This window comes from Mycolicibacterium sphagni (genome assembly GCF_002250655.1).
GTDB lineage: Bacteria > Actinomycetota > Actinomycetes > Mycobacteriales > Mycobacteriaceae > Mycobacterium > Mycobacterium sphagni.
This window is the reverse complement of sequence record NZ_NOZR01000003.1, coordinates 85,410-101,120: the sequence shown is the minus strand read 5'-3', so window position 1 is coordinate 101,120 and position 15,711 is coordinate 85,410. Positions and strand designations below refer to the sequence as shown.

17 protein-coding genes and 1 tRNA gene are annotated in these 15,711 nt (G+C 65.9%); 11 read left to right on the top strand and 7 right to left on the bottom strand.

Annotation, left to right across the window (positions count from 1 at the left end; translation table 11 throughout):
* Positions 1 to 102: 102 nt before the first annotated feature.
* From CG716_RS04385 to CG716_RS04375, 3 genes are all read left to right on the top strand, one after another.
* A complete protein-coding gene (locus CG716_RS04385) occupies positions 103 to 1,230 on the top strand; it encodes an NDMA-dependent alcohol dehydrogenase (protein ID WP_094476847.1) in 1,128 nt (375 codons plus the stop codon).
* A 90-nt stretch (positions 1,231 to 1,320) separates the two neighbouring features.
* Positions 1,321 to 1,752 carry a nuclear transport factor 2 family protein gene (locus CG716_RS04380; protein ID WP_094476845.1) on the top strand — a complete coding sequence of 144 codons (432 nt, stop codon included), beginning with the start codon at positions 1,321 to 1,323 and terminating at the stop codon, positions 1,750 to 1,752.
* A complete protein-coding gene (locus CG716_RS04375; protein WP_094476843.1) occupies positions 1,745 to 2,620 on the top strand; it encodes an SDR family NAD(P)-dependent oxidoreductase in 876 nt (291 codons plus the stop codon). Before CG716_RS04380 ends, CG716_RS04375 begins: the two co-directional genes overlap by 8 nt.
* 1 nt (position 2,621) lies before the next feature.
* Here the strand turns inward: CG716_RS04375 and CG716_RS04370 are convergent, their stop codons facing one another.
* Together CG716_RS04370 and CG716_RS04365 are read right to left on the bottom strand one after the other, a co-directional pair.
* Entirely contained in the window at positions 2,622 to 4,604 is a 1,983-nt protein-coding gene (locus CG716_RS04370) for a glycosyltransferase family 39 protein (protein WP_094476841.1), read from the bottom strand.
* A 5-nt stretch (positions 4,605 to 4,609) separates the two neighbouring features.
* Positions 4,610 to 5,830 (bottom strand): bifunctional glycosyltransferase family 2/GtrA family protein, encoded by a 1,221-nt coding sequence (locus CG716_RS04365; RefSeq protein WP_094477337.1) that lies wholly within the window; start codon positions 5,828 to 5,830, stop codon positions 4,610 to 4,612.
* A 109-nt stretch (positions 5,831 to 5,939) separates the two neighbouring features.
* On the opposite strand from CG716_RS04365, the gene CG716_RS04360 reads away from it, so the two are divergent.
* Positions 5,940 to 6,344: an HIT family protein gene (locus CG716_RS04360; RefSeq protein ID WP_165774020.1), complete on the top strand. Its 405-nt coding sequence runs from the start codon at positions 5,940 to 5,942 to the stop codon at positions 6,342 to 6,344.
* Here the strand turns inward: CG716_RS04360 and CG716_RS04355 are convergent.
* Positions 6,337 to 7,773, bottom strand: a complete 1,437-nt coding sequence (locus tag CG716_RS04355) for a sensor histidine kinase (protein WP_094476837.1) — start codon at positions 7,771 to 7,773, stop codon at positions 6,337 to 6,339. The two genes, CG716_RS04360 and CG716_RS04355, sit on opposite strands and share 8 nt — an antisense overlap.
* A 38-nt stretch (positions 7,774 to 7,811) precedes the next feature.
* Positions 7,812 to 8,531, bottom strand: a complete 720-nt coding sequence (phoP, locus tag CG716_RS04350; RefSeq protein ID WP_094476835.1) for a two-component system response regulator PhoP — start codon at positions 8,529 to 8,531, stop codon at positions 7,812 to 7,814.
* A 128-nt stretch (positions 8,532 to 8,659) separates the two neighbouring features.
* On the opposite strand from phoP, the gene CG716_RS04345 reads away from it, so the two are divergent.
* Complete coding sequence (locus CG716_RS04345) at positions 8,660 to 9,406, top strand: hypothetical protein (RefSeq protein WP_094476833.1); 747 nt, start codon at positions 8,660 to 8,662, stop codon at positions 9,404 to 9,406.
* 45 nt (positions 9,407 to 9,451) lie between these two features.
* Positions 9,452 to 9,523, top strand: a tRNA-Thr gene (locus tag CG716_RS04340).
* A gap of 843 nt (positions 9,524 to 10,366) precedes the next feature.
* Here CG716_RS04340 and CG716_RS04330 read toward each other — a convergent pair.
* Both CG716_RS04330 and CG716_RS04325 read right to left on the bottom strand, forming a co-directional pair.
* A complete protein-coding gene (locus CG716_RS04330; protein WP_094476831.1) occupies positions 10,367 to 10,834 on the bottom strand; it encodes a cupin domain-containing protein in 468 nt (155 codons plus the stop codon).
* A gap of 11 nt (positions 10,835 to 10,845) precedes the next feature.
* Positions 10,846 to 11,595: an MBL fold metallo-hydrolase gene (locus CG716_RS04325; RefSeq protein ID WP_094476829.1), complete on the bottom strand. Its 750-nt coding sequence runs from the start codon at positions 11,593 to 11,595 to the stop codon at positions 10,846 to 10,848.
* 79 nt (positions 11,596 to 11,674) lie between these two features.
* Between CG716_RS04325 and CG716_RS04320 the strand changes: the two genes are divergently transcribed.
* From CG716_RS04320 to CG716_RS04300, 5 genes are all read left to right on the top strand, one after another.
* Positions 11,675 to 12,277 carry a TetR/AcrR family transcriptional regulator gene (locus CG716_RS04320; RefSeq protein WP_165774019.1) on the top strand — a complete coding sequence of 201 codons (603 nt, stop codon included), beginning with the start codon at positions 11,675 to 11,677 and terminating at the stop codon, positions 12,275 to 12,277.
* A gap of 344 nt (positions 12,278 to 12,621) precedes the next feature.
* Complete coding sequence (locus tag CG716_RS04315; protein ID WP_133066865.1) at positions 12,622 to 12,930, top strand: helix-turn-helix transcriptional regulator; 309 nt, start codon at positions 12,622 to 12,624, stop codon at positions 12,928 to 12,930.
* Positions 12,931 to 12,973: 43 nt separating this feature from the next.
* Positions 12,974 to 13,294, top strand: coding sequence for an EthD family reductase (locus CG716_RS04310; protein WP_094476823.1), 321 nt, complete (start codon positions 12,974 to 12,976; stop codon positions 13,292 to 13,294).
* A 54-nt stretch (positions 13,295 to 13,348) separates the two neighbouring features.
* Entirely contained in the window at positions 13,349 to 14,368 is a 1,020-nt protein-coding gene (locus CG716_RS04305) for a phosphotransferase family protein (protein ID WP_133066864.1), read from the top strand.
* Positions 14,365 to 15,129 (top strand): SDR family NAD(P)-dependent oxidoreductase, encoded by a 765-nt coding sequence (locus CG716_RS04300; protein WP_094476819.1) that lies wholly within the window; start codon positions 14,365 to 14,367, stop codon positions 15,127 to 15,129. Before CG716_RS04305 ends, CG716_RS04300 begins: the two co-directional genes overlap by 4 nt.
* Before the next feature lie 3 nt (positions 15,130 to 15,132).
* Here the strand turns inward: CG716_RS04300 and CG716_RS04295 are convergent, their stop codons facing one another.
* Complete coding sequence (locus CG716_RS04295; protein ID WP_094476817.1) at positions 15,133 to 15,711, bottom strand: TetR/AcrR family transcriptional regulator; 579 nt, start codon at positions 15,709 to 15,711, stop codon at positions 15,133 to 15,135.

The following is a 15,711-nucleotide window of genomic DNA, read 5'->3' as shown; positions in this document are numbered from 1 at the left end:
GCAGGACAGGAACACGTTCTAATTTTGGCCTAGATTGACCATCCGGCACAGCCGGCCGCCCTGGAGGAGACCGGGGCCGGGTTTCGCGAGTGGAGGTTCGCTGTGAAGACAAAAGGTGCTCTCATCTGGGAGTTCAACCAGCCGTGGTCGATCGAGGAAATCGAAATCGGCGATCCGGTCAAGGACGAAGTCAAGATCCAGATGGAAGCTTCGGGCATGTGTCACTCGGACCACCATCTGGTCACCGGTGGCATCCCGATGTTCGGTTTCCCGGTGCTCGGCGGCCACGAGGGCGCCGGTATCGTCACCGAGGTCGGTCCCGGCGTGGATAACCTCGAGCCCGGCGATCACGTTGTGCTCTCGTTCATCCCGTCCTGCGGAGAGTGTCCGTCCTGTCAGGCCGGCATGCGCAACCTCTGCGATCTGGGCGCCGGGCTGCTCGGTGGACAGGCCGTCTCCGACGGCACCCACCGCATCACAGCCAAGGGTCAGCCCGTCTTCCCGATGACCCTGCTGGGCACATTCAGCCCGTACATGGTGGTGCACAAGAGCTCGGTGGTGAAGATCGACAAGTCCATCCCGTTCGAGGTGGCGTGCCTGGTGGGCTGCGGCGTCACGACGGGCTACGGCTCAGCGGTCCGCAGCGGCGACGTCCGTCCCGGTGAGGACGTCGCGATCGTCGGCATCGGTGGCGTTGGCATGTCGGCGCTGCAGGGTGCGGTCAACGCCGGTGCGCGCTACATCTTCGCGATCGACCCGGTCGAGTGGAAACGCGATCAGGCGCTGAAATTCGGTGCCACGCACGTCTATCCCGACATCGAAGCGGCCGCGGCCGGCATTGCCGAGGCCACCTGGGGCTTGATGGCCCGCAAGGTCATCGTCACGGTCGGCGAGCTGCACGGCAAGGATGTCGACAGCTATCTGGGCATCACGTCCAAGGGCGGCACCTGCGTGCTGACCGCGATGGGCAGCATCATGGAGAACGAGGCAACGATCAATCTGGCGATGCTGACCCTGATGCAGAAGAACCTGCAGGGCACCATCTTCGGTGGCGGCAACCCGCACTTCGATATTCCGCAGCTGCTGTCGATGTACAAGGCGGGCAAGCTCAACCTCGACGACATGGTCACCAGGCAGTACAAGCTCGAACAGATCAACGACGGCTACAAGGACATGCTCGAGGGCCGCAACATCCGTGGCGTCATCCGCTACACCGACGAGGACCGCTGACCTAAGCGTGTCGTCGGAGGACCTTCCGGGCCGTGCCCGCCTTGCCTTAGGGCGCGGGCACGGCCCGGAAATCATTCAAGGAGACGAATCATGACCACTACCGAGCAGACACCGGCACTGGCCGCTTCGCAGGCATCCTGGAAGGCCGTGATGTCGCACGACCGTGAGGGATGGCTGGCCCTGATGGCCGACGACGTCGTCGTCGAGGATCCGATCGGGCAGGCGATCACCAACCCCGACGGTGACGGCGTGCGCGGCAAGGAAGCCGTCGCGGCGTTCTACGACGCCAACATCTCGATCAATAACCTCCGGGTCACCTGCGAAGAGACGTTCCCGTCCAGCTCGCCCAACGAAGTCGCGCACATCCTGGTGCTGCGGAGCCAGTTCGAGGGCGGCCTGACCAGTACGGTGCGCGGCGTATTCACCTACAAGGTCAACGACGCCGGCCTGATCATCAACATGCGCGGCTACTGGAACATGGACGGCATGCAGTTCGGCCAGGCGCCCGCCGACGGTGAGTGACCGGCCGCTGCAGGGACTCGGCGCGGTAGTCGTAGGCGGTTCTCGGGGTATCGGGGCCGCAGTGTCGGCGCTACTGGCCCAATGCGGCGCAAATGTGGTGGTCAACGGGCGCGATGCGGCGGCCACCGAAGTGACAGTCGCCACCATCAACAGCACCCAAGCCGGGGGCCGAGCCGTCGCACACGCCGGCTCAGCCTCCGACGACGCGGTCGCCGCGGATCTGATCGACCTGTGCGAGAAGGAATTCGGTGCCGTAGACGCACTGGTCAACTGCGCCGGAGCACCCGAACCGCCCGGATCCTCGATCCTCAACGTCACCACCGAAGAATTCCGCCACCTGATCGACATCCACCTGCTGACCACGTTCGCCACGTGCCGTGCGGCGGCACCGAAGATGGTGGCCAGGGGCCGTGGTGCGATCGTCAACACCAGTTCCTTCGCATTCCTTGGTGATTACGGTGGCACCGGCTACCCGGCCGGCAAGGGCGGGGTGAACGGACTGACCATGGCCATCGCGGCCGAACTCGCCGAACACGGGGTCCGGGCGAACGTGGTGTGCCCCGGCGCCAAGACCCGGCTGTCGACCGGGCCCGACTTCGAGGAACAGATCGCGTCGCTGCAGCGGCGCGGCCTACTCGACGAGGTCAGCGCGCAGGGCGCGGTCGATGCCGCGCCGCCGGAGTATGTCGCCCCGACGTACGCCTACCTCGTCAGCAACCTCGCCAGCAAGATCACCGGCCAGATCTTCATCGCCGCAGGGAATTTCGTTGGCCGCTTCGACCGACCTACCCCGAGCTTCATCGGCTACCGGGAGCACAACGGCACCCCGCCCTGGTCGATCGACGAGATTGCGGAGATGCTGGCCTGAACTAGGTCGTCAGGTCGTAGACCATCACCCTGCCGACGATGGTCGGGGTGAAGTTGCGCTGAACCCATTGCTGGATCAGCGCATTGGTGTCCAGGTGCCCCCACTTATCCTCGTGGACAGGGTTGGTGACGATGAAATAGTGGATCCGCTTGGACAGCGCGAGGCGCAGGAATTCGTCGGGTGCCGGCGACGGGTCGGTGCCGTTGAAGCCACCGACCGGCATCACCGGATGCCCGGAGGCCAGTTGGTAGCCGGCCGCACAAACCGATCCGATCGTGGCGGCCACCCAGGTGTATCGATCGGCATTGGCGTCGAGTAGGTCGACCAGCTGCTGGTCGGGTACTCCCGAGTCAAGTAGCGAGCACCCGGCCAGATGCATGCCGCCACCGGGAGACCCTGCGGGCAGCAGGAATCCGGGGCCGCTGGCGACTTTGATCTGGGCACGCTGGACCGGCCCGACGCCCTTGGTCATCGCGGTCACGACCCGGGGAACGGGCCCGGCAATCGGCATTGCGCCGACGTTGCCTCGCATCACCGTCGTGACGCTGTAGGCCGCCGGGCCGCTGAGGGCCACCAGTGCCGCGACCGCGATGATCAAGGGCGTCGGGATGCGGTCGGTTCCCCTCACCGTCTGTACCAGCCAGCCCAATAGGACGATCGCGCCCAGCGGGACGGCCCAGCGCAACCACGGGTGGTAGTCGGGCACGTGCCGAAGCACCAGCACCGATGTCGTCGCGGTCAGTACCAGAGCTACCGCCAATACGGCTTTGGCCCAGGTCTTTTCACGTTCGCGCCAGCATGTCGTGGCGCCAATACCGATCACCGCCGCGATCGAAGGGGCCAGCGCCGCCGTGTAGTACGCGTGGAAGATACCGGCCATGTAGCTGAATACCAGCGCGGTGGTCACCAGCCACACCATCCACAGCACCACGGCCGCGCGCTGCGGGTCACGCCGCGGGGCGCGGGCCTGCCACACCAGCAGCGCGATCCCGAAGACCAGCGCGGCGGGCAGCAGCCAGCCGATGCCGCCGATCTGCTCCGGCTCGAACAACCGGCCGATTCCGGGCTCGCCCCAAGGGTGCGCCGAGGTCCGGCCACCCAGGTGGACAGGCGAGACGAAGCCCGGTGAGCCGGTGCTGCCCGGCTCGTCACCGTTGAGCCGGCCGAAGCCGTTGTAGCGCAAGGTCAGCTCGAGAATCGAATTGGTCTGGGTGCCACCGATCCACGGGCGCTTCCCGGCCGGCCACAGCTGCACCAGCAGCACCCACCAGCCGGCGGCGACCACCGCGGCGCCGAGGCCGGCGAGAAGCTGGCCGGCCCGGCCGAGCAATGATCGTGGCCCGGCCAGCAGATAGGTGATGGCCAGCGCCGGGATCACCAACGCCACCTCGAGCTGTTTGGTCAGATATCCCAGGCCCAGAAAGACCCCGCACAGCAGCAGCCACCGCACCCGCCCGTCGGTGACGGCCCGCTGCAGCGCCCACACCGCGGCGATCATCAGGAGCACCAGCAGCGCGTCGGGATTGTTGTAGCGGAAGATCGTGACGGCCACCGGGGTTAGCGCCAGGACCGTGCCGGCGATCAACCCGGCGGTCTCGCCGAAGGGGCGGCGCACGGTGTCCCACAGCAGGGCTACGGCGCCAACCCCGATGAGAGCCTGGGGCACCAGGATGCTCCACGAGTTGAGCCCGAAGATGCGTACCCCGAGGGCCGGAAGCCACAGCGCCAGCGGCGGTTTGTCGACGGTGATCGAGTTCGCGGCGTCGGAGGATCCGAACAGGAAAGCCTTCCACGACGCCGCGCCGGACTGCGCAGCCGCGGAGTAGAACGCGTTGGCCCAGCCCGAGCGGTCCAGATCCCACAGGTAGAGCACGGCCGTCGCGGCCAACAGCACCAGCAGCGCCCACCGGTGCGGGGTGAGCTGCCCCCGCCGTGGAATGGCCGCAGCTGTGCCGGTTGTCGCCGGCTCGGCGGTAGCCGTCATGGCATCTAGCGTGTCGAGGCGCCGAACACCCGGCGCAGCGCGACGAAGCGCACCAGGGTGGCGATGAGATTCGCGACGACGAGAACCGAAAGTTCGACACCTTTGCCGACTGTCGGGTCGAAGCGATGGAGCAGATAGAGCGAGCCGCTGGTGATCGCGAGTCCGAATCCGAAGATCAGCAGGCCGTGTACGTGATGGCGCGCGGCGCCGGCGCGGCCGTGGATGCCGAAGGTGAACGCCCGGTTGGCCGCGGTGTTGGCCAGCGCGGTCAGCAGCAGCGCGGTGAGATTGGCGGCCTGCGCACCTAGGGCGGGATGCAGCGAAAGATACAGAAGCGCAAAGGCGATGGTGCTGGCGATGCCGATCAGACCGAAGCGGACCATTTGGCCGACCATGCCGCGGGGCACCCCAGGCACCAGCGGTTCGCGGCCAAGCGCGGCCTGCAGATCGCGCAGCGGCAACGCGCCGGTGGCCAGTGCGCGGCCCACCCGCCAGCAGCCTTTGAGATCCTCGATCGCGGTGGCCACGATGTCGACGCGGGAGTCGGGGTCGTCGATCCAGTCGACCGGCACTTCGTGGATGCGCAGGTTGGCCCGCTCGGCCAGCACCAGCAGTTCGGTGTCGAAGAACCAGCCGGTGTCGGCGACCAGCGGCAGCAGTTGACGGGCAACATCGGAACGCAGAGCCTTGAAGCCGCACTGCGCATCGGAGAACCGGGCGCCGAGGAATCCGCGCAGCAGCAGGTTGTAGCCACGGGACACCACTTCGCGTTTGACACCCCGCACCACCCGTGAGGACGCGGCCAGCCGCGACCCGATGGCGATGTCCGAGTGCCCGGACACCAGCGGGGCCACCAGCGGCATCAGCGCGGACAGGTCTGTCGACAGGTCGACGTCCATGTAGGCCACCACGTCGGCCGGCGAGGACCCCCATGCGGCGGCGAGTGCCCCGCCGCGGCCCTTGGCGTCGAGGTGGAGCACCTCGACGTCGGGCAGGTCCTCGCTGAGCTGACGCGCCACCGCAAGCGTGTTGTCGGTACTTGCGTTGTCGGCCACCAGGATTCGCGCACGGTAAGGAACTTCGTCGCGCAGGAACTGGTGCAGCCGGCGAACGCAGGCCGGCAGGTCGTTCTCCTCGTTGTAGACGGGGATGACGATGTCGAGAATGTAGCGACCCCTCGGGCTGATCTCAGCAGTGCGCTGTTCGGCCGGCAGGGTGTCGGTCATGTCCATGATGGTGAGGGTTCAAGCTGCCGTAGCACTGGGCCGGATCTGACAAGTTGCTGTGAGCCAGCTCCATAACCTGCCGCGGTGCGCTCCTCATATGCTTGGCGCCATGGCCTCCGTCTTCACCAAGATCATCAACCGCGAACTGCCGGGGCGATTCGTCTACGAGGACGACGAGGTCGTCGCGTTCTTGACCATCGAGCCGATGACCCCGGGGCACACTCTGGTGGTGCCCCGCGACGAGGTCGACAACTGGCAGGACGTCGACCCGGCCCTGTTCAACAAGGTGATGGCGGTGTCACAGCGGATCGGCAAGGCGGTATGCGCTGCGTTCGGCGCCGAGCGGTCCGGGTTGATCATCGCCGGGCTGGAAGTTCCGCACCTGCACGTGCACGTGTTCCCGGCGCGAAATCTGGCCGACTTCGGGTTCGCCAACGTCAACCGCAACCCGTCGCCGGAGTCGCTGGACCAGGCACAGGTCAAGATCAAGGCCGCGCTGGCCGAACTCAGTTAGACGGGACCGGGGCCGGCACGTCCGCGATCCGCGGCAGGCTGACCGAGAAACAGCAGCCCTGCCCTGGCGCGGTCCGCACGGTGACCCGCCCGCCGTGGGCGTATACCAGCGAGTCCACGATCGACAGGCCCAGCCCGGTGCCGCCACTGGTGCGGGCGCGGGAGGAGTCGGTCCGGTAGAACCGCTCGAACACCCGTTGCGCGTCCTCGCGCGTCATGCCCGGGCCTTCATCGACGACCTCGAGCACCGCGTCGTCGGAGGAGGTACCTACCCGGACAGTGATCCGCGCGGTCTCCGGGGTGTGCTGCAGAGCGTTGGCCACCAGATTGCCCAGCACCTGACGCAACCGGGCCTCGTCGCCGAGGACCTCGGGGGTGCCGGGCCCGTCGAAGACCTCCATGGTGATGGTGCGTTTAGGGGCGATCGACTGGGCGTCATGCACGGAGTCGGTGGCCAGTGCCAGCAGGTCGACCCGGCGTCGTTCCAGCGGGCGCTGGGCGTCGAGGCGAGCCAGCAGCAGCAGGTCGTCCACCAGCAGGCCCATTCGCCGCGACTCGCTTTCGATGCGGGACATCAGCATCTCGACGTCGCGGGCGGCGCCCTGCCGGTAGAGCTCGGCGAATCCACGGATGGTGGTCAGCGGGGTGCGCAGCTCGTGGCTGGCGTCGGTGATGAACCGGCGCATGCGTTCCTCCGACGTGCGCGCTTGTTCGGCGGATTCGCCCGACGACGCCATCGCAGTCTGGATCTGGGCGAGCATGCCGTTGAGCGCGAGGGAGAGCCGGCCGACTTCGGTGCGTGGATCACGTTCCGGCACACGGCGATCGAGCTGTCCGGCGGCGATCGCCGCGGCGGTTTTCTCGACTTCCACGAGGGGCCGGAGGCTGCGGTGGACCACCCAGTAGCCGGCGACACCGAGGATCACCAAGACCGCGGTGCCGATCGCGACCTGTGACCAGGCCAGGCTGCGGACGGTGGACTGGATGTCGGATAGGTCAATGGCCACGGTGGTCAGTTCGCCGCTGGGCCCGCGTACCGACACCGCGCGCCACTGGACCGCCGAGTGGTCGAGTGAGCCGACGGTCACCGGCGCGGATCCCACGTCGTTGTCCTCGGGAAGTGCCGGTTCGGCATCGCGGTCGTTGACGGCCATCCAGATGTGACCGTCGGCGTCGACCCCGCGCACGTAGAAGTTCGACGGCGGGCGGGCCGGGTTGGGACCTTCGTCGGGCGGGGGCATGCGGCGCGGGGCCTGCGCCCAGCCCCGGGAAGCGTCCAGCAGGGTCTGATCGGCGCGGTCGATGAGATCGTGCTGCAGGGTCGAGGTGACCGCGATCCCGGAGGCCAGCAGGCCACAACCGACGAGCAGCAACATCGCGGCAACCAGGCCGACTCTTAGCGGCAGCGCTCGGTGGTACGGACTGGGCATTTCTCTATTGTTCGCGCCGAACGGCGCGCCGCGCCGGATTACCGCGGCTCCCGTAGCACGTATCCGACCCCGCGCAGGGTGTGCAGGAGGCGCTTTTCTCCGGTGTCGATCTTGCGGCGGAGGTAGGAGACGTATGACTCGACGACGTTCACGTCGCCGCCGAAGTCGTAGCGCCAGACGTGGTCGAGGATCTTCGGCTTGCTCAGCACGGTGCCGGCGTTGATGACGAAGTAGCGCAGCAGGGTGAATTCGGTCGGTGACAGCGAGACGGGCTCGCCGGCCTTCCACACCTCGTGGGTGTCCTCGTCGAGCTCAATGTCGGCGAAGACGAGCCGCGAGTTCCGCGGCTCCTCGACGCCCTTGCCGGCGCGGCGCAGGATGACGCGCAGCCGGGCGACAACCTCTTCGAGGCTGAACGGCTTGGTGACGTAGTCGTCGCCACCGAGGGTGAGTCCGGCGATCTTGTCCTGGAGGCTGTCGCGGGCGGTCAGGAACAGCGCGGGGGCGTCGATGCCGTCGGCGCGCAGCCGGCGCAGCACACCGAAACCATCCATGCCCGGCATCATCACGTCGAGGATCACGGCGTCGGGACGCACCTCACGAGCCCGGTCGAGGGCGGCGGGCCCGCTGGAAGCGGTGTGGACCTCGAAACCCTGGAATTTCAGACTTACCGACAGCAGTTCGACGATATTGGTCTCGTCGTCCACAACAAGAACGCGCGCCTCGGGCTTGACTTCGGGTGTTGCTGGTGCGGCCATGCTGACAATTTCCTCTTACCCTGGTGAAATAGGGCTGTATACCCCCTGTGGACTTGCTGTGAGTTGGTCTCTTGGTGGGTTATCCGATACCTCCGGTTCCAAACTTTGCCCCCTCCTACACTCATGACATGGACCTGGCGAAGACCCTGGTAGGGATCGCGACCACACCGGTACGGGTGGGGCTGGCCGCGGCGGAGGCCGGGCTCGATGTCGCCAAATTGGGCATTGACCTCACCAAACGGACATTGGGCGAGTCCGGGGTGCCTGGGTCGCCGAGTTCGGTGGCGCAGATGTTCGGCCTGGAGGACACCATCGCGCGGGCGAACAAGCTCGCACAGTTGCTCGACGACGACGCACCGCTGGGCCGGGCGCTGGCTCCGGACGGTCCATTGGACCGGCTGATGCGGCCGGGCGGCCTGATCGATCGGGTCACGGCGCCCGATGGCGTGCTGGACCGGCTCACGGCCGAGGGCGGCGGACTGGAGCGCTCACTGGCGCCGGGCGGCCTGGTCGACCAGCTGCTCGACGAGGAAGGCCTGATCGAGCGGATCCTGGGTGAGGACGGGCTGGCTGACCGGCTGCTGGCCGACGGTGGTCTGGTCGACAAGCTGACGGCACGTAACGGGCCCTTGGAGCAACTGGCCGACGTCGCCGACACCCTCAACCGCTTGGCGCCGGGGCTTGAGGCGCTGGCGCCGACGATCGAGACCTTGCGCGAGGCGGTGACCACGCTGAGCCTGGTGGTCAACCCGTTGAGCAACATCGCCGACCGGATCCCGCTGCCGGGCCGTCGGCGCGGGTATACGCCGCCGCGCACGATCAGCTCCGAACGAGTACGCAGCGACCGGTTGGTCATCGACGACGACGAGCAGTGACTTCGCTAGTCTGTAAGACGGTTCAGCCCTTTTTGGGCCTGCCGCGCCTCCTTAGCTCAGTGGTAGAGCAACATACTTGTAATATGTAGGTCATCGGTTCAATCCCGATAGGGGGCTCGCATGCTGCAGTATATCTGCAGCTTAACGGCACTATCTGGCGCTGCATCAACATCCATTAGACCGCTTGGCCCGCCACGGCCCGACAATCCAGCAAACAATGATCAGAATGACTTCCCGTCGGCGTACCGCTGCCGTCGGTAGTAGCGCCCAATTCCGCGATTCTTGGCTTTGTATGTCGGCAGCCATTCCACTTGCTCTCGATTCCGCAGATCGCACAGCACCCGCCCTGCTCCGCGTGCAGGTAATCCCGAACGAAGTGACCTTGGTAAGACGTGCGGCCACACATTCCAGTTTCGAGCCAGGCTTTCAGCAGCAAGCTGCGCCGGTGCACCTGTTGGCATGCGTTCGAGCAGAAGACCCTCGCCTGACGGCTGTTGATTTCGATCCCGCACCCGACACATTTGGTCGGCATGCGCTGACGCTATACCTAGGCACCGACAGGAATTTAGTTGTGCGACAGAGACTTCGGCGCCAGACCTAACCCTAGAGAACGTATCTGGGTCCGGAGGTGGTCCACCCGCCGTGCGGATGTGTCCGTCGGTCTCGTAGGTGAGGACACCTCGTTGTCCCACTTCGCGATTGGGCGGCAGCCAAGCCAGCGCGCACATGGGGAACATCCCGCGGGGTGGTGTAAGTAGCGGCGGCGTGTCGTGCCGATGTAGAGGGGCCATCTCGTGAGTCTCTGTGGTGAAACGACCAAGGATCACTACCGAGAGGAACCGTCAACACCCATAGCGCCGAAACCATTGCCCCCGCAGCGGCTCTCACGGCATAGTGGACAACCACAGAGGCTCACGCGAACACTCTTGCACCACTCCACGGGACTGGCCTTGGTGCCCTTTAGCCGTCGTGCGGTGTGCATGTTGTTCGCTGCGGTAGCGGTCCGAGGGATTCGACGTCGGGTAGCGGGTAGGGGTTCGGGTAGGGGTTGTTGAAGGATTGGTGTCGCGGACTCTGAGCGGGGGACGTGAACCAATTCGCGGCGTTGCCGGGGTAGATGACCAGGGCGACCCCGCCGTCGGGTCCGGCTCTGAAACCGTGCACGCTCCCTGCCTGGATCAGCAGTGTGTCACCGGGATATGCTGTGCCCCAACGACCGTCGAGATACACCGTATAGGTCCCGGCGAGCACGTAAATGGTTTTGCTGTCGCGGGCGTGTCGGTTGAGTTCGCTTTCCCATCCGGGGTCGTTCCGGCACTCAAGCAGCGCGTAGCGCCCGTTGGTGTCGGTCGCGGCAACTTTCATCAGCAGGTGTGCCCCGGGGAGCTCAATGATGTCACCGTCGCCGGCATTGAGGATGTCGGTCATGAGTGGCCCGTTTACAGGGCCAGTAGTTCGCCGGGTTCGAGCACCCGGACGTCGGTGTCGGGTGCGGCCTCGGCGGCGGCGTCGACGAACACTTCGGGACGCCCATCGGTTTTCAGCAGCAGCTTGTCGCGCAGCGGACCGCCGGTGAAAGAGTAGTGGATCGGGACGGCCATTCGTGGGCGCAGCGCCCGGGTCAGATCCGCGGCCTCCACCGCGTTCATCACCACCTGCTTGTTGAGCAAGGGTCGGATGGTCAGGCCATTGATCGGCAGCAGGGCTAAGTCGATGTCACCGAATCGGTGGGCGATGTCGTCGAGTTCGGCGATGCGCATGGTGTCTCCGCCGAAGAAGACCCGGCTGCCCGCACCTTCCAGGACATAGGTGACCTCGGGGACCTTGTGCTTGGCCGGCCCAGCGGTAATGCGCACGGGTCCGACCGTGGTGCTCTCCCATGCGTCCAGCTCGGTGATGTTGGTGAAGCCGTGAGCTCGGGCTTGGGCAGCCAAACCCCTCTTGAGCACCATGGGAACTGATTTGTCCGGGTACGCAGCGAAGGCATCCATGTCGAAGTGGTCGTAATGGCCGTGGCTGACGACGACGCCGGCTAGCTCAGGCAAGTCGGCAGCGGACTCGAACGCACGCCGTTCACCCTGGTAATAGCCTGGTTTCTCGCTCAACCAGGGGTCCGTGAGGATGGTGTGCCCGTCAAAGTCGAGCAGGACACTCGCGTGTGCGACGCGGGTGAGGGTGGTGGTGGCCATTCGCGCTCCTATGTTGTCACCTGTTAACTTACAGCCGTAAGTTTGCATGTGTAAACTCATCGGTGTCAAGGAGGAAATCATGGCCGATGCGGCGAGGCAGCAGACGCGGACGCGAAACCCTCGCGGTCACGGCGACCGGCTCCGCGGCGATGTCATCGCCGCCGCCGAGGACCTGCTCAAGGAGCAGCCGGTGGAGGTGCTGAGCTTGCGTGCGGTGGCCCGCTCGGCCGGCGTCAGCGCGACAGCCCTCTACCCACATTTCGCAGACCGGCGCGCATTGGTGTGGAGCGTCCTCGAGCACCTGTTCGGCGTCTTGACCGCCGAGACCACCCGGGCCGCAGCACAATTCGATCGACCGTACGACCGGCTCCGCGCGTGGTGCCTGACGTATTGCCGCTTCGGACTCACTCATCCCGGTCACTATCGGGTGCTCTTCGAAAGCTGGTCTGCTGAACAGGTAGAGGCCCCTTTGACCGACCTTCCGGGCTACGAGCTCCGCCGCGGCTTGTTGGCCCTGATCTCCGACTGCAGCTCCGACGACGTTGATGAATTGGGGACGCTGATCTGGGCCGGACTGCACGGCCTCGTGTCACTTCGCATCAACAAGCCCAGCTTCCCGTGGCCCCCCATCGAAACCCTGCTCGACGCACTCCTGATGAGGATGATTCCACCAACCCGCTGACCGGTCAGTGGCCCGCAATGAATCAGACGTCAGAAAGGCCGTCAGAAAGGCACTGATATCACCGCGTTCGCCGATTTCCCTGTGCCGCATTGACCATTGCCCCCACAGCGGCTCTCACGGCATAGCGAACAACCACAGCGCCTCACGCGAACGCTCATACACCACCCCACGGGACATGGCCCGCACATGTTGCCCCAGGGCGATGCAGAGGGTCGAGATCGGCCGCACCAAACGGAACACCGACTGGTAGGTGAAGCTGGAGCCGTGGGGCGCGCCGGATGAGCTCCATGAGATTGAACGGATTGGAGCCGGCCGTGCCGCCGCCGACCATACTGTAGAACCCGTTGACCGGACCCATGTACTGGCCGGTGCGGATCAGCCAGGTGAATGCCCTCGACTTCGTCGAAGGCGGCCAGCGCGGTGATGTCGTAGGTCTGCCAGTAGGCCAGCGTCGTCTCGCCACCCAAAACACCAGCTTCGCCGTGCTCATCGGCGACCTCCGCCGCCAAACCACGCAACGCTACCCGCGCGACACCGACATCAGCCTCGATCACTTCACCCGGCTACTCGGCTATTCCGAACAATCCGTGCTGACCCGGGCCTGCCCGCGCTGGTTCTCCGCCAGCCCCACGGCCCACTGCGAGAGCGGCTAACGTCTGACTTACCTGGATTGCCCGCGCGCGAGGAGCTGAGTCGATGTCCGAAACCAAGATCACCGTCATCTACGACAACCCCACCGACCCCGAGGCCTTCGAGGCCGCGTACGGCGCCGAGCAGCTCGAGGCGGCCCGCCGGATTCCGGGATACATCCGATTCGAGGCGTCGAAGGTGTGGCCGAAGGAAGACGGCAGCCCCACGCCCGCGTACCGCTCGATCGACTTGTACTACCCCGACTACGACGCTGCCAGCGCAGCCGTCACCACGCCGGAAGCCGGCGCATTCTTCGAAGCCATGGCGCGGCTGTCCACCGGCGGTGTGCGCGTACTGTTCTCCGATATCGAGGTACCGCAACACTGATGTGAGACTGGCGTGGTGACACCACCAGTTCCCAAGGTGTACAACGCTTGAGTGGTGACCGACTTTGACGTCCCCCGCTTCACCCAGTGGCTGGGCGAGGTCACCGGCGAGCGTTCCGACATCACAGTGACGGCGATCCGCGGCGGCGGCAGCTGCGAGATGTTCCGTGTCGACCGGCTCGGCCGATCATGGGTGGTGCGACGCGCTCCCGCGGCCACTGTCTCCGACACCGCCCACCAGGTGATCCGAGAAGCGCGGATCATGGAAATCCTCGGATCACAAGGGATTTCGGTTCCCCAGATACTGGCACGCACCGAAGACCCCAGCATCCTCGGCGCACCGTTCTTCGTCATGTCCTTCGTCGAAGGCGACGTCATCCGCCGCGACGGACTGCCCGAGGCACTGCGCAACGATCCCGGATCTAACGACGGCATCGGTGAACAACTCATCGACACCCTGGTGCAATTACACGCCGTGGACTGGGCCTCGACCGAACTCGCAGAGATGTCCCGCCCGCACGGATTCCTCGACCGGCAGGTAAACCGCTGGCTGGGCCAGCTCGACAGTTACCGGGTCCGGGACCTACCCGGCATCGACGAGCTTGCGTCGTGGTTGCGCGCGCACCTGCCGCAGCGCGGCGACCTGACCGTCATGCACGGCGACTACAAACTGGACAACGTCATGTGGGCACCCACCGCCCCGCCGCGGATCGCCTGCGTCGTGGACTTCGAAATGACCACGGTGGGAGACCCACTCGTCGATCTCGCGTGGGCGATGATCTTCTGGCCCGAGCAGGGCAACCCCATCGCGCTCGCGGCCCCCGGCACCCCGAACGGCATCGATACCGACCACTGCCAAACGCCGTCACAGCTGGTCGACCGGTACGCCGCCGCGACCGGGCGCGACCTGTCCGCCTTCGACTGGTACCAGGTCTTCAGCGCGTGGAAACTTGCGATCGTGCTGGAGGGCTCCTACGCCAAACATGTTCGCGGCCAATCCCGCAACCCGGTCCACGAGGTTTTCGGCGCCATCGTCGACGACCTGCTCATCCGCGCTCGGAGGTTTGCTCAATGACCGACCCGCTCTTTGATGTCTCCGACCGGATGGTGCTGATCACCGGCGGCAGCCGCGGCCTGGGCGCGGCGATGAGCCTCGGTCTGGCCACCCGCGGGGCGCGAGTGGTCATCGCCAGCCGCAAGCTGGAATCCTGCGTGGAGCTCGCCGCCCAGATCGCCGACTCCGGCGGGCAGGCCTACCCACTGCAATGCCATGTGGGCGAGTGGGAGTCGCTCGACGCCGTCGTCGACGCCGCCGCATCACGCTGGGGCAGGCTGGATGGCCTGGTGAACAACGCGGGCATGAGCCCACTGGCCCCCTCGCTGCTGGAGACGTCGGAGACGTTGTTCGACAAGGTGATCGGGGTCAACCTCAAAGGCCCGACACGGCTGACCGCGCTGGCCGCGGCCGCCATGTCGCAAACAGGTGGCGGCTCGATCATCAACATCAGCTCACTGGCCTCGGTCAAGCAGACCCCGGTCGCCCCGATCTACGGCGCCGCCAAGGCTGGCCTCAACGCCTTGACCACAGCTACCGCCCTGGAATACGCCGGCGTCGGCGTGCGCGTCAACTGCATCATCTGCGGAACATTCGACACCGATGCAGCCTCAGGATTCGTGCGCAACCCGGACACGCTGCCCGAGGTCGTGAAACCGATTGCGCTGGGCCGAGTCGGCCGCCCGGACGAGATCGTCGGCGCAGTGGTCTACCTGCTGTCCGATGCGTCGAGCTACACCACGGGATCGTTGATGACGATCGACGGCGGCGTCGCAGGATAACCGTCAGCTGTCGCGGCGGATGCCGTCGATCAGATAATCGATGTGCGCGCAGAATAATTCGTCGACCTCGTCGGCCGTCACCCCGGCCGGATCACTACCGGCCAGGCGATTCCGGCGTCGAGGAGCTTCCACAGGCGGATGGTCCATCGCGACGAAACCCACCGTTGCCCAGGTCAGCAGCCGGCAGGCACGCACCGCACGGTCGCGGTCCATGCCATCGCGCCGCATGCATTTGAGCAACGGCCGTGACGCCTCCAGATACGCCGGGCGCTTCACCTGGAGAAAGAGCCTGCTGTCGGCAGCTTCAGTAAGCCGTTGGCGCAGTTGCCCAGTCCATCGCCGCGCATAGTCCGGCCATAGTTCGCCGCGCTGCAGCGCAGGCGCAAGGTCGGCCAGGAAATGGTCGGCGACCGCATCTAGGAGTGCGTCCTTGTTGCCGATACGCGCATAAACCGGCGGCGGCGTCACACCCAGGCGGCTGGCCACGCTGCGCATGCTCACGGCATCGAGGCCGTTCTGGCGCAGAATGTCCACAGCGGCGGCCACGATTTGTTCAGGGCGCAAATCGAATTCGGCGGTCAC